The organism is Flavobacterium kayseriense (assembly GCF_014305095.1).
Taxonomy (GTDB): Bacteria; Bacteroidota; Bacteroidia; order Flavobacteriales; family Flavobacteriaceae; genus Flavobacterium; species Flavobacterium kayseriense.
This window is the reverse complement of sequence record NZ_JACRUI010000002.1, coordinates 25,930-41,245: the sequence shown is the minus strand read 5'-3', so window position 1 is coordinate 41,245 and position 15,316 is coordinate 25,930. Positions and strand designations below refer to the sequence as shown.

The 15,316-nt window shown below is 33.3% G+C and carries 8 protein-coding genes; 7 read left to right on the top strand and 1 reads right to left on the bottom strand.

The window, feature by feature from the left end:
- Positions 1–103: 103 nt before the first annotated feature.
- The 5 genes from H8R22_RS06510 (at position 104) to H8R22_RS06490 (ending at position 6,119) form a co-directional block, all read left to right on the top strand.
- Positions 104–382, top strand: a complete 279-nt coding sequence (locus H8R22_RS06510) for a DUF4834 family protein (protein ID WP_187009648.1) — start codon at positions 104–106, stop codon at positions 380–382.
- A gap of 45 nt (positions 383–427) precedes the next feature.
- Entirely contained in the window at positions 428–2,851 is a 2,424-nt protein-coding gene (locus tag H8R22_RS06505; protein WP_187009647.1) for a YfhO family protein, read from the top strand.
- A gap of 72 nt (positions 2,852–2,923) precedes the next feature.
- Positions 2,924–4,216, top strand: a complete 1,293-nt coding sequence (locus H8R22_RS06500; protein WP_187009646.1) for a glycosyltransferase family 4 protein — start codon at positions 2,924–2,926, stop codon at positions 4,214–4,216.
- Between the two features lie 24 nt (positions 4,217–4,240).
- A complete protein-coding gene (locus H8R22_RS06495) occupies positions 4,241–5,707 on the top strand; it encodes a lipopolysaccharide biosynthesis protein (RefSeq protein ID WP_187009645.1) in 1,467 nt (488 codons plus the stop codon).
- Positions 5,708–5,825: 118 nt separating this feature from the next.
- The gene (locus H8R22_RS06490) at positions 5,826–6,119 is read left to right on the top strand and encodes a hypothetical protein (RefSeq protein WP_187009644.1); all 294 of its coding nucleotides are present in this window, start codon (positions 5,826–5,828) and stop codon (positions 6,117–6,119) included.
- Between the two features lie 121 nt (positions 6,120–6,240).
- On the opposite strand, the gene uvrA is transcribed toward H8R22_RS06490, so the two are convergent.
- Positions 6,241–9,027: an excinuclease ABC subunit UvrA gene (gene uvrA / locus H8R22_RS06485; RefSeq protein WP_187009643.1), complete on the bottom strand. Its 2,787-nt coding sequence runs from the start codon at positions 9,025–9,027 to the stop codon at positions 6,241–6,243.
- 198 nt (positions 9,028–9,225) lie between these two features.
- Between uvrA and H8R22_RS06480 the strand changes: the two genes are divergently transcribed.
- Complete coding sequence (locus tag H8R22_RS06480; protein ID WP_317171736.1) at positions 9,226–12,027, top strand: triple tyrosine motif-containing protein; 2,802 nt, start codon at positions 9,226–9,228, stop codon at positions 12,025–12,027.
- Between the two features lie 236 nt (positions 12,028–12,263).
- Positions 12,264–15,311 carry a SusC/RagA family TonB-linked outer membrane protein gene (locus H8R22_RS06475; RefSeq protein WP_187009642.1) on the top strand — a complete coding sequence of 1,016 codons (3,048 nt, stop codon included), beginning with the start codon at positions 12,264–12,266 and terminating at the stop codon, positions 15,309–15,311.
- Positions 15,312–15,316: the final 5 nt, after the last annotated feature.

Below are 15,316 nucleotides of genomic sequence, written 5' to 3'. Positions count from 1 at the left end.
ATATCAAATGTACTATAATTTATCATTTATTTAAGAATCATATTTTAATTTTGTCCTTAAGATTCGAGTTTGATTTCTTAATTTTGTTCAAAATTATTTGATTATGGAAACAGCTTCATTTACTGGTATTGTTAAAACTATCTTTTACATTCTGATGTTTTACTACGTTTTTAAATTTTTAGCAAAATTGTTTTTGCCATTACTTGTAAAGAAAGTGGTTCAAAAAGCGGGAGAAAATTTTCAGCAGCAGCAATATGCACAAAATAATTCTTGGGAAAAGACAAATACAAAAGACGAGATAATTTATACTACGGCTAACACTAAGAATCCAAAAGAAACGAAAAAAGTGGGAGATTACGTTGATTACGAAGAAATAGATTAATTTTGGCACTAGAAGTAACACGTTTTATAAATTAAAAGTTAGCAATTGAAAATAATAAATAAGTTTTATCCGCATATTTTAGCCGTTCTAGGTTTTGTTGTTGTTTCATTAATTTATTTTTATCCTGTACTACAAGGGAAACAAATTTTTCAGTCCGATATCGCCCAATATACAGGGATGGCTAAGGAACAAAATGATTTTAGAGCTACTGATCATGTTGAGCCTTACTGGACTAACAGTGCTTTTGGAGGGATGCCAACGTATCAGCTTGGGGCTAAATATCCGTATGATTTTATTGGTGGCTTAGATGATGTTTTACGTTTTTTACCACGTCCTGCGGATTATTTATTTTTATATTTTTTAGGCTTTTATGGATTATTACTAGTATTAAAAGTTGATCCTTTAAAGGCTTTCTTTGGAGCAGTAGCTTTTGGTTTTTCAACTTATCTTATTATAATTTTAGGCGTTGGACACAATGCTAAAGCACATGCGATAGCTTATATGCCCATGGTCATTGCTGGTTTTGTTTTGGTTTATAGAAATAAATATGTACTTGGAGGTTTGCTAACGATGTTTGCGACCGCATTAGAAATCAATGCGAATCACTTTCAGATGACCTATTATTTGTTGATCTTCTTGTTGATTCTATCCGTATACTTTACAATTATAGCGATCAAGTCTAAAGTATATAAATCTTTATTAACCTCTTTTGGCGTTTTAGCTATTGCAGGTGTTTTTGCAATTGGCGCAAATGCAACTAACCTTTTAGCAACAGCAGAATATGCAAATTTTAGCACTAGAGGTAAAAGCGAGTTAACCTTTAATCCTGATGGTTCTAAAAGTACCACTAGTACTGCAATGACTAGAGACTACATTACTGAATATAGCTATGGAATTGCAGAAAGTCTCAATTTAATTGCTCCACGACTTTTTGGAGGATCTAATCGAGAGGCAGTAGGAACTGATAGTAGTATGTATAAATTTATGGTAGGACAAGGCGTGCCTGAGGGTCAGGCAGCAGATTTTGCGTCAGGTTTACCTACTTATTGGGGTGACCAACCTATAGTGGCAGCTCCTGCTTATATTGGAGCCGTAGTATTCTTTTTAGCGGTATTGGGATTGTTTGTCGATGATCGAAAAATCAAGTACGTATTCTTATCTGGAGCCTTCGTTTCCTTAGTGCTATCTTGGGGTAAAAACTTCCCTGTCTTAACAGATTTTTTTATTGACTATGTTCCGATGTATAATAAATTTAGAGCGGTTTCTTCTATTCAAGTTATTCTCGAACTTTGTTTCCCTGTATTAGCAATTATGGGTTTGCAATCTTTTTTTAAGACAGAAAAAGAATTACAATGGAAATCGTTATGGCAGCCCGCTGCAGCTTCATTAGGGCTTATAGTATTGTTGTTCTTGAGTAAAAGCATGTTTGATTTTGATGGTCCTAATGATAATTATTACACGGAGAGTTATGGCCCTGGATTTGTAGATGCTCTTAAAGCAGATAGAAAAAGTTTATATAGTGCTGACTTGTTACGATCTGGTTTTTTTATCTTAATTGTTGCTGGAGTATTATGGCTTTTTATTAAAAATAAATTAGCTCAAAAAACGGCGATAATTTTGGTAGGTTTATTAATGATCTCCGATCTGTTTTTTGTAGATAAAAATTATGTTTCATCAAAAGACTTTGTGAGTAGTAGAGAGGTAGAAGTACCTTTTGTAGAAACAGAAGCTGATGGTTTAATATTGCAAGACACAACGCAATATCGAGTGTTTGAAGTGAACGGTAACTTTTCTAGTGCACGTGCATCTTATTTTCATAAATCGATAGGAGGTTATCATGCCGCTAAACCACGACGTGTTCAGCAATTATTTGATTATCAAATTGCAAAGAATAACCTAGAGGTACTAAACATGTTAAATGTAAAATATGTTATTCAGACCGATAAGGAAGGTAAAGAGTTTCCAACTATTAATCCTGATGCAAATGGTAATGCTTGGTTCGTAAACGATGTCAAAATTGTTAATAAGGCCAATGACGAAATGAAATTATTGGATCGCATCGACACTAAAAAAGCAGCTATTTTCAATATTCACCTATACGGCGACAAATTCAAAAATGCGCGTTTAAAAAGAAATTTAGATACATCAGGGACCATTTTCATAACAGTATATAAACCTAATTATATCGAATACAGTTCCGATAGTAAGAAAGAAGGTTTGGCAGTTTTTTCTGAAATTTATTATGAGAACGGATGGAACGCTTATGTTGATGGAGAGAAAACCTCACATTTTCCGGTAGACTATGTTTTGAGAGCTATGATGGTGCCGGCAGGTAAGCATACTATTGAGTTTAAGTTTGAACCCGAGGTGATTCAAACAGGAAGTATCATCACGATTATTAGCGGTCTAGGAATGTTGTTGCTTTTAGCGGGAGGTATTTATTTTGAAAGAAAAAATAAAGTGAATTAATTTTGATTTGGACTAATACCAAGTTCTTTAGAGAAATGTTTACATATTTCTCAACCCTAAAAATTATCCTGATTGAAAGCTGAAAACAAAAAAGTCTTAATTATTACCTATTATTGGCCACCAGCTGGAGGTCCGGGTGTGCAACGTTGGCTCAAATTCGCAAAATACTTACCTGAATACGGCATTCAACCCATTGTTTATATTCCTGAGAACCCAACATATCCTATCGTGGATGTAAACTTGGTAAAAGAAGTATCTGATAAAGTAATAGTATTAAAACGTCCAATTTTTGAGCCCTATCAATTAGCGTCTTTTTTGTCTAAAAACAAAACAAAAAAGATGAATTCCGGGATTATTCCAAATAAGAAAAAGCAACAATTTTTAGATAAGGTACTACTTTGGATTCGTGGAAATTTGTTTATTCCTGATGCCCGCTGTTTTTGGGTAAAGCCCTCGATATCATATTTAGAAAAATATATAGTTGACAATAAAATTGATACTATTATAACCTCAGGCCCACCACATAGCTTACATCTTATTGGCTTGGGGTTAAAAAAGAAATTAGATCTAAAGTGGTTTGCTGATTTTCGCGATCCTTGGACCACCATTGGATACCACAAAACATTGAGATTATCGCGTTTTGCTGAAAAAAAACACAAGAAATTAGAGCGTCAGGTTTTGAATACTGCTGATACAATAATTGTCACTAGTGCGACTACAAAAGTAGAATTCCAAGCTCTTACTACAAAACCTATTTCGGTTATTACAAATGGTTATGATGTCGAAAGTGTTGATGTACAAGCTTTAGATGTTAAATTCAGCTTGGCACATATAGGATCGTTTTTGTCTGATCGAAATCCGCTTGCTCTTTGGGAAAGTTTAGCAGAACTTATTAATGAGCTTCCAAGTTTTAAAAGCGATTTAGAAATAAAATTGATCGGAGCAGTTAGTCAAGAAGTTTTGGATACTATTAATCGTTTTGAGCTAGTAGCATATACTAATAATATGGGTTATGTTTCGCATGCTGAGGCAATTGCTCATCAAAGAAAGTCTCAAGTGCTTTTATTGATTGAAATTGATTCTGTGGATACTAAAAGTATCATTCCAGGAAAATTGTTTGAGTATATGGTATCTAATAGGCCTATAATAGGTATTGGTCCAAAAGATTCTGATTTTGCTGAAATAATAAAGACCACAAATACAGGAGTATTTTTTGAATATGAAGAAAAGGAGCGGTTAAAAAGTGTAATTTTGACATTTTATAATCAATTTTTGAATGGTACATTACAATCTAATGGCTTAGGATTACAAAAATATTCAAGAAAAAATTTAACCAAGGAATTAGTTGATCTACTAATAAAATAGAATAAAAATAATAGTAAGCTTAAAATGGGAATAGTATTAAATCAATCTTTAAAGAATACAATAATTACTTATGTTGGTTTTGGGATTGGTGCAATAAATACAATTTTTTTATATCCTTACTTTCTTGGAGCTACATATTATGCTTTAACTAATTATATATTATCTGCAAGTAGTATTGTGATGCCCTTACTTGCTTTTGGGATGCAAAACACTTTGGTCAAATTCTATTCGCAATGTAAAACTGAAGAGGAAGAAGATCGCTTTTTATCCCTTTCTGTTTTTTTTCCATTAGTATTATCAGTCCCTCTTTTATTGCTCGGATGGTTGTTTTTTGATGAGATAGCTGCTTATTTATCAAAAGAAAATCCTATTGTAAAAGATTATTTATGGCTCATTCCTTTTACGGGCTTGTGCATGGCTTATTTTGAAATATTTTATGCTTGGGCGCGCGTTCACATGCATTCAGTTTTTGGTAATTTTATAAAGGAAGTAGGCTTACGTGCGTTTTCATTACTTGCTTTGGTGGGTATTTACTATGATTTGATTACTATTATTCAGTTTGTTTATGTTACTGCAGCAATCTACTTTTTAGCGTTGATAGTAACCATACTTTATGCATTTTATCTTAAAAAGCCTCGTTTTCAACTAGAACTTCCACACAACTTTAAAGATATTATTGTCTATACCTTTTTTATAATTTTATCCGGTAGTGTAGCCACCCTATTACTTGATATTGATAAGATAATGCTTAATCAATACATTAAAATAGAGAATATAGCGTATTACTCGATTGCGACCTATATTGCTTTAGTTATTTCAGTACCTAGTAGAGCGATGCACCAAATTGTATATCCTATTACTGCTAAGTTAATGCATGAGGACAAGCAAGAGGAATTAAATGATTTGTACAAAAAGACATCAATCAATCTTCAAATTGTTGGTGGTTTTGTGATGTTGTGCATCTTTGTTAATATCAATCAATTGTATGATATGATTCCTAAGGAGTATGGCGGAGGTGTTTGGGTTGTTTTTATGATTGGGTTGTCAAAGTATTTTGACCTCATTTTAGGAAATAATAATGCCATCATTTTTAATACTAAATATTATCGTGCAGTATTGTTTTTAGGAGTAATATTGGTTTTTTTGACGGTTGTTTTAAATATGATATTTATTCCGCTTTATGGGATATTAGGATCTGCTTTTGCAACCTTACTTTCCATTACTTTATATAGCTTAGCTAAATTAATGTTTGTGGTAAAGCGTTTGCATTTATTTCCTTTTACGATGCAAACTATTTATTCTATAGTTCTTACGTTTGCTTTATTCCTCGTATTTTATTTTTGGGAGTTCCCATTTAATCCTATAATTGCAATTGGGCTAAAGTCCATATTGGTTGCCTTAACCTATGTTTATCTGAACTATAAGTTTGTATTGTCCTCTCAGATTAATCAAGCTATTGATGATTTGCTAGTAAAAATTAAACGCAATTAAGATTTACACGTACTTTATTCTATCTTAAAAATCACTAATTCTGGGTATTGACTTCCCTAATACGTAGTAGTATCTTCGTGCTATAAAATTAACTAATTTTTTACGATTCTAAAACGCTATGAAAAGTGAACAGTTTATTAATGAGGACGATTGGAATAATTACCTATCAGTTTTGTCTTTAAAACTAAAAAATGGTTTTATTATAGAAGAGAAAAATGATAAATTACCATTCACTGTTTTATCTAAGAAAAACAAAAAACTGAACTATAATCGCAATTTGTTACTTTGTTGTATCACTTTTGGTTTATGGTTATTTGCTTGGTTTTATTTGCTATTAAGGGCAAGCAAAAAGAAGAAAATATTAATAGCTATTGACGAGGATGGAAAAACGTTTGTAGAAAGTTGCTACTAATTATTTTTAATGTAAAGTACTATCTCGGTAGGGAGATAAAATATACGGCCTACCAAAAATAATTTGAACCTAGTTTTTTGAAGAAAGCAGAAAAATAGCATCTATTTTTCTGCTTCTTTTTTTATAGTACAGCTTTTAAGTATGCTCCTGTAATTGATTTTTTATTTTTAGCGATTTCTTCTGGAGTTCCTACTGCTAGTAATTGTCCGCCATTTTCTCCTCCCTCCGGCCCTAAGTCAATAATCCAATCCCCACACTTTATTAAATCAAGATTATGCTCTATTACCAAGATAGAGTGTCCTTTCTCAATTAATGCATCAAATGAAGCCAATAGTTTTTTAATGTCATGAAAATGTAAACCCGTGGTAGGTTCATCAAACACAAAAAGTGCTTTATCCTTAGTAGCGCCTTTCACTAAGAAAGAGGCAAGTTTAATACGTTGTGCTTCTCCACCAGATAAGGTAGAAGAAGACTGTCCCAATTGTACATATCCTAAACCAACATCTTGTAACGGTTTTAGTTTTTGGGTTATTTTGGCTTGTTTATTAGTTTCAAAAAAAGATACTGCGTCATCAATCGTCATTGTAAGGACGTCATGTATGCTTTTGTCGTGAAAGGTAACCTCTAATACTTCTTTTTTAAATCGTTTCCCATGGCAAGTTTCGCAAGGCAATTGTACATCTGCCATGAAAACCATCTCTACGTTAATAGAACCCTCTCCTTTGCATGTTTCGCAGCGGCCACCATCAACATTAAAAGAAAAGTGCTTGGCTTGGTATCCTCTTATTTGCGATAATTTTTCTTTGGAAAATAAGTCTCTTATATCGTCGTAGGCTTTTATATAAGTAACTGGGTTTGAACGTGAGCTACGCCCAATAGGATTTTGATCTACATACTCAATATGTTTTATTTGCGAATAAGATCCTGATATTTCAGTAAACTGACCTGCTTTTTCTCCAACGTTCTCAAGCTTTTTTTGCATGGCAGGAAAAAGAATTTTCTTTATAAGCGTACTCTTCCCACTACCAGATACTCCGGTGATTACAGTTAAAACATCCAGCGGGAAAAGAACATCTATATTTTGAAGGTTGTTTTCTCGAGCTCCTTTTATTTCAACAAAGTTCTTATACTTTCTGCGTTTTTTAGGTACAGCGATTTTTTCTTCGCCATTAAGGTATTTTGCAGTTAGTGAATCACATTTTAAAATTTCTTCGTAAGTGCCTTGAGCAACTAAATTACCACCAAAAGTTCCTGCTTCTGGTCCAATATCGATAATCATGTCTGCAGCTTTCATAATATCCTCATCATGTTCAACTACGATTACCGTATTTCCTAAGTCACGAAGAGATAACAATACTTTGATTAAACGTTCCGTATCCTTAGGGTGCAAACCAATACTGGGTTCATCAAGGATGTACATCGATCCTACTAAACTACTCCCTAAAGAGGTTGCTAAATTAATACGTTGCGATTCACCTCCAGACAAGGATGCAGAATTCCTATTTAAAGTCAAGTAGTCCAAACCAACCTCAGTCAAGAAGGATAACCGGTTGTTTATTTCAACTAATAAACGTTTTGCGATTTGATTTTCATATTCGTCTAATTCTAAATTCTTAAAAAAAGTAACTAGATGTTTAATAGGTAAATCGACAAGTTCTGAAACTGTTTTTGAATTTATTTTCACATACGATGCTTCTACTCGTAAACGTTTTCCTTTGCAAGAATGGCATTTTGTTTTACCGCGATAACGAGAAAGCATAACTCGGTTTTGTATTTTATAATTTTTTTCTTCAAGTTCCTTAAAAAAGTCATTTAATCCTTGAAAGTAGCTGTTTCCTGTCCAAATGAGTTCTTTTTGAGTATCAGATAGCTCATAGAATGGTTTGTGAATAGGGAAGTCAAACTTGTAAGCATTATTTACTAATTCGTCTCTAAACCACCCCATGCTGTCGCCTCGCCACGGAAAAATTGCATTTTCATATATTGATAAGGTAGTGTTGGGGATCACAAGTTCGCTGTCAATACCAATGATATTACCATAACCTTCACAAACGGGGCAGGCTCCATAAGGATTGTTAAAACTAAACAAATGAACATTGGGTTCTAAAAAAGCAATACCATCTAATTCAAAATTATTAGAATATTCAAATCGTTTTACTGAATTCAATTCTTGCAAGTAACAAATACCTTTTCCTTCATAAAATGCGGTTTGTACTGCATCAGCTAGTCTATTGTAAAACTCCTCCTCTTCTTTAACAACAATTCGATCGATGATTAATGTCGTTTTTTTAGGATCTAGTTTGTGCTGTTCAATTTCATCTAAACGAATCATTTTGTCTCCCACAAGAATCCTTGAAAAACCTTGTTGTAATAATACTTTTAGCTTGTCTTCGAACTTGCGCCCTTTCTCTAAGTGAATAGGAGCAAGTAAAAGCCATTTGCTTTCTAATTCTAAATTTTTTACATCAGCGACAACATCAGTAACGGTGTTTTTCTTTACTTCTTTTCCTGAAATCGGAGAAAACGTTCTTCCAACTCGGGCGAATAGAAGTTTCATATAATCATAAATCTCTGTAGAAGTTCCTACAGTTGATCTCGCGTTAGTCGTATTTACTTTTTGCTCAATAGCAATGGCAGGAGCTATACCTTTAATGTATTCTACTTTGGGTTTGTCTAAACGACCAAGAAATTGTCGAGCATACGAGGATAGGCTTTCTACATAACGACGTTGACCCTCTGCATAGAGCGTATCAAACGCTAAACTCGATTTTCCTGAGCCCGAAAGTCCAGTTATTACTACAAGTTTATTTCTTGGAATAACAACATCAACATTCTTTAAATTGTGGACTTGAGCCCCTTTTATAATTATATTTTTTTTTGGATCTATTTTTGAAAAGTCGCTTTGCATAAAAAATAATGGATTTTTACAAAAGTAATCATTTTTGAGCAGAGAAGTAAGGATGAACAAATCATAAAACTGTTAAGGTGAAGCTTTTTAATTTGAAAAACGTATCACTCCTTTAGACATAGTATTCTTTATTATTATTTTTTCGCTACACAATTTAAGCTTAAATTTGTGGGAGGAACCACTTTTAAACAGCTCAACTTGAAAGCAAAATTAATCGTACTATTTTTTATTTTTTTTGTTAACGGTTTTTCACAAGATTTACCACCGATAGTTAACTATACGCCAATTACCTACGGTGCTGGTAATCAGAATTGGATGATTGGACAAGATCAAAATCAGTTTCTCTACTTTGCAAATAACGACGGTTTATTGGAATTCAATGGCTCCTACTGGAAGTTGTATCCCTCACCCAATGAAACAATCCTTCGTTCTGTAAAAGTTATTGGTGACCGGATCTATACTGGAAGCTACATGGAGTTTGGATACTGGAATCGTAAAAGCAACGGCTTATTACAGTATCATTCTTTGAGTAATGCGATACGTTCTACTTTATTAGATGATGAACAGTTTTGGAATATTATTGCTTATGATAGTTGGATTGTTTTTCAGTCCTTAAACAGAATTTACATTTACGATACAAAAAAAAGAACTTTTAAAATTATAACTCCTTCGGCACCTATTGTGAAATCATTCAGTACCAGCAATGGTATCTACTATCAAGTAATTAATCAAGGATTGTATGAGATAGAAGGGGGTAGGAGTAAACTAGTATCTGCACATCCGGTTTTGCGAAAAAGTCATATCGTTAATATGTTTTTTAGAGACGAAGGTTTAATAATCTCCACCCAAACAGCCGGGTTTTACCAGATAAACGGTCCAACGTTATCTAAATTTAATACTGAAATTGATTCGGAATTAGAAGACGGGAGTGTATATAGTTGTGAAGCACTATCAAATGACCACTACGCTGTAGGAACGGTTTCCAATGGTATCTACGTCTTAACCAAAGAGGGAAATAAAAAATATCATATAACCCAACGTAAAGGTTTAAGTAATAATACTGCTTTGTCTTTATTTGAGGATTTTGAGAAAAATCTATGGGTAGGACTCGATAATGGAATCACTTGTATTAATATGCAATCTCCTATTCAAAGTTTTGTTGATAATTCGGGAGATTTAGGAACGGTTTATACTTCTAAACTGTTTGAAGGTAATTTGTATGTTGGAACTAATCAAGGTTTATTCTACAAAAAGTACAAGAGTAATGAGCCATTTCAGTTCATTAAAGGCACAAAGGGTCAAGTTTGGTCTATTTTTAGCTATGATGGTATTCTTTTTTGTGGTCACGATAAAGGAACCTTTGTTATCTCAAAAGGACTTGCATTGAATATTTTCTCTGATTCTGGTACTTGGAAATTTACTTCGGTGCCAGGTAACAGCAACTTACTTCTGCAGGGGAATTATTATGGTATTTCAGTCCTCGAAAAAGTAGGTAATCAATGGCGGTTTAGAAATAAAATTAAGGGGTTTGATTATTCATCCAGGTACATAGAAATAACTAATAATTCTGAAATTTTTGTAAGTCATGAATACAAGGGAGTGTTTAGGGTTCCAGTAGATAAATCATTACAAAGAGCTTTAAAATATAGTACCTATGAAAATCCTACAAAAGGAAAAAATGCAAGTTTAGTCAAATTTAATAATTCAATTTACTATGCCTTTAAAGGAGGTGTTTTTAAATTGAACGAAAAGTCAAAGCTTTTTGAAAAAGATGTTGTACTAAGTTCCGTTTTCGAAAAAGATCAATACACATCTGGCAAAATGATTGTTGATGACTCCAATAAAATATGGTTATTTTCAAAAAACTATATTAACTATTATTCAGCAACTAAATTTAGTGATCAGCTCAAAAAAAACAGTATTCCTATTCCCGTATCTCTGACTAATTCTATGCTAGGGTATGAAAATATTACGCAATTATCGCCATTTACTTATTTTTTTGGTACTACTGATGGGTATTATTTAATGAATATCAATGATTTAGTATTCAAGAATTATAAGGTTTTAATCAATAGTGTAACTTCCAATTTCTTGGATGGGGAAAGTAGTAGTAATGCCATAAATGAAAAAGGGAGCTTTAACTATCAAGAAAATAATATAAATATATTTTACAGTGTGCCAGAATACAATAAGTATATCACAGTCGAATATCAATATATTTTGGAAGGTTTTCAAAATCAGTGGACAGATTGGAATAGCAAGGCATCAGTAAGTTTTAAAAATTTACCATCAGGCGATTACGTTTTTAGAGTAAAAGCCAAGTTTGCTAATTCTAATCTAGATAGCAACGCAGTTTATGAATTTTCAATTCTTAAACCATGGTATTTTACTACTTTGGCCATGGTAATTTATTTTGTGATAGCGGTATTTCTAATCCGATTTGGTCATGGTTATTATAACAGATATTATCAAAGACAAAAAGAAAAGCTTATTGAAGAAAATAATTTGCTACTTGAAATTAAAGAGTTAGAAAATGAGCAGCAGATGATGCGAATGAGAAACGAACAGCTATCTCAAGATGTTGATACGATTAATAAAGAGCTTGCTGCTTCGACGATGAGTTTACATGGTAAGAATGAATTGCTAGAGTTCATTAAAGCCGATTTGAAAAAGACTAATGCCGATGATAACCGAAGTATCAAAACAGTAATAAGCACAATCAATAAAAACATAACTGGTAAAGATTCTTGGACTATTTTTAAAGAAGCTTTTGAAAATACGGATAAAGAGTTTTTTAAGAAAATAAAGAGTCTTCACCCTACGTTAACCTCTAATGATTTACGTTTATGTGCCTACCTCAGATTAAATTTAACTTCAAAAGAAATTGCTCCGCTTCTAAATATTTCAGTACGTAGTGTAGAAATAAAAAGATACCGATTGAGGAAAAAAATGGAATTATCGCATGAACAAGGACTTACAGAATACATTTTAGCTGTATAGTTACACCTAAAATCAGCTTTAAAAACTATACATTACCACAACATTAACGTTATTGTTGTGGTTTTCTCTTTTAATTAAGTAGTCATAACTACTGATTAAGTTGTGATTTATACTGATTCTTTAAGGTATCTTTAATAATTATAATTTTTTTTTGCATTGTATGTTTTTTGTTGAGGTTATTTTTAAGTTATATTCATTTGTCTCTTTTAAATTTACAATTCACTAAAAACAAAATTATGAAGACAAACTATCTATTGATTCTGTTCCTCTTTCTTTCCTCTTTGAGTTTCGCGCAAGGAGTAGAGGTAGGAGGAGTTGTTAAAGAAACAGGTTCTGGTTTACCTATACCAGGAGTAAATATTCAAGTTAAAAATGGAACTGCTAATACAGCGTCAGATATTGATGGTCGTTTTTCTTTGAAAAACGTTTCAACTGGGGCTACGTTGGTGTTTTCTTATATAGGTTATAAAAATCTTGAATATAAAGTAGTATCTGCAAATAGTTCATTGTCTATTGTTTTGATTGAGGATTCAAAATTGCTAGATGAAGTAGTTGTGATTGGATATGGTAGTCAAAAAAAGAAAGAAGTTACCGGTGCTGTTTCTATCGTAGATAGCAAAACACTAGAAGTTTTAAAGCCTGTTAGAATCGAGCAAGCTTTACAAGGAACTGTCTCAGGTGTCAATGTAACATCGCAGTCAGGTTCCCCTGGAGCAGCTCTTGATATTCGTATTAGAGGTATAGCAACTAATGGTGATGCAAAACCGCTGACTATTATAGACGGATATATTGGCGAGTTGGGATTACTAAATCCTAATGACGTCGAAACTATTACCGTTTTGAAAGATGCACAAGCTGCCATTTATGGTTCGGCAGCTGCAAATGGAGTGATCTTGGTAACTACTAAAACAGGTAAGAAGAACTCTAAGGGCAAAATTGCATATAATTCGTATGTTGGTTTTCAAGAAACTTCTCGCACTTTACCAACGTTAAATGCAACTGAATACGCTTTACTATTAAATGAAAGCTACGCTAATAGCGGTAGCGCTATTCCTTATCCAAATGTAAGTGGATTAGGGAAAGGAACAAACTGGCAGGATCAAACCTTAAGTACAGGTGTTCCAATTATTAGTCATGATCTAACTTTTTCAGGAGGTTCAGATAAAATAACCTATTCTGTTAGTGGTTCTCACCTTGATCAAGAAGGTATTGTAGGGAAAGCAAAATCAGGGTTTTTAAGAAATACAGCAAGAGTATCATTAGGTGCTGACGTTACTGATAAATTAAAGTTAAAAACAAATGTTATCTACACCTATTTTGATAGAAAGACTTTACCAGAAAATGGTAATGCATCGGTACTATTAAATGCGGTAAATGCTCCTTCTAATATTGCTCCGTATGATACAGCAGGTAACTTTACGCAATTTCCTGGAGGTTCATTAGGAAATGAAATGATCAATCCATTAGCTCAAATTGCAAATACGTATAATGAATTTAACTTCAAGCAAATAAGTGGGAATTTTGGACTTGATTACAAGTTTACGCCCGCCTTTGTCTTAAGTAGCTCGATTGGTTTTAAAACAGCAAATAGTGAGGGTAAATCTTTTTCTGCCTTACTTGATTACGGTAGTGGTAAAGTATTTAATACTACAAGAAGCTCTGTTTCTCAAAATGCTGTAAACGATAATAATTATTCATTTGACTTATTTGCAACATACACTAAAACGGTTGCAGAAAACCACAAATTTGTTGGTGTAATTGGTAACACAATCTTTAAAGAATACGGAAATGGTTTATTTGCTACAGGTTTTGATGTACCAAACAATTCATGGGACTTTGCTGATATAGCATTGGCAAATGGAGCGCCTGCAGTAGGAACGATACCTGTAGGATCGTATGTATATGATGAAAGAAGACTTTCCTATTTTGGAAGATTGCAATACGACTATAAAGGTAAATATTTATTATCGGGAATGATACGTCGTGACGGTTCTACTAAATTTGGTCCAGGTAATAAATTTGGCTATTTTCCATCAGTTACTGCTGGTTGGATTATATCTGATGAAGGATTTTTTGGAGAATCATCTGTTGTGAATTTCTTGAAATTAAGAGGTAGTTATGGTATTGTTGGTAATGATGCTATTCCTAATAACGGATACATCTCACAATTAACTGGCGAAGCTACTTATGTATTTGATGGAACGCTAGTAAACGGTAGAGCAAGTGGTCAAATACCCAATCCAAATCTTAAATGGGAAGAGGCTAAGAAATTTGATATTGGTTTAGATATGAATTTGTTCAACAATAAGCTAACACTAGTTGCCGATTATTTTATCGATACTCGTACTGATTTATTAATTCCAGGTATTCCAGTTTCAGGTATATCAGGAGGACAAGCTCCTGGTGCATCTAATCCAACTATAAATGCAGGAACTGTTAGAAATGAAGGTATCGAGTTTTCAGCTAATTTCAGCAACAAGTTTTCTGAAGATTTTAATATGACATTGGGGTACAATGTTACATTATTGCGAAACGAAGTGACACAAATGGGAACTCCTTTTATCGAGGGTGGATCATTTGGAATAGGGCAATTAGCCCCATCTAGAATGCAAGTAGGCCATTCGATAGGATATTTTTATGGTTTGAAAACCGATGGTGTTTTTCAGAATCAACAAGAAGTAAATGATGCTCCATCTCAATTAGCGTTGGGTGTAGCTGCATCTCCGGGAGATATTAGATTCGTCGATGTAAATGAGGATGGAAAAATTGACTTTGATGACAGAACAGATATTGGAGATCCAATTCCTACCGCCACCATGGGTTTTAATATGCAGTTTAATTACAAAGCTCTAGATTTCTCTATGTACACGTTTGCCTCTTTAGGAAATAATATGGTTCGTAATTACGAAAGTATTGCTCCCGATGCTAATAGGTTGAATTATGTTTTAGGAAGATGGACGGGAGAAGGTACTAGTACTAGTGTACCGCGTGTAACTACAGCCGCTACTAGCAATAAATTGTTTTCGGATTATTTTGTTGAAGATGCATCTTATGTAAGAATTCAAAATATTCAATTAGGATATACTTTAAACCCAAGGTATATTGAAAAAATGGGAATTAGTAAAGTACGCCTTTATGCGGGAGTGAATAACCTTTACACTTTTACAAAGTACAAAGGTTTTGACCCAGGTGCTTCTAATGGAGCTCCAATTGGTGGAGGAATTGATTATGGTTTCTACCCTATTCCAAGAACATATATGTTAGGTCTAAACATTAATTTTTAATTCAA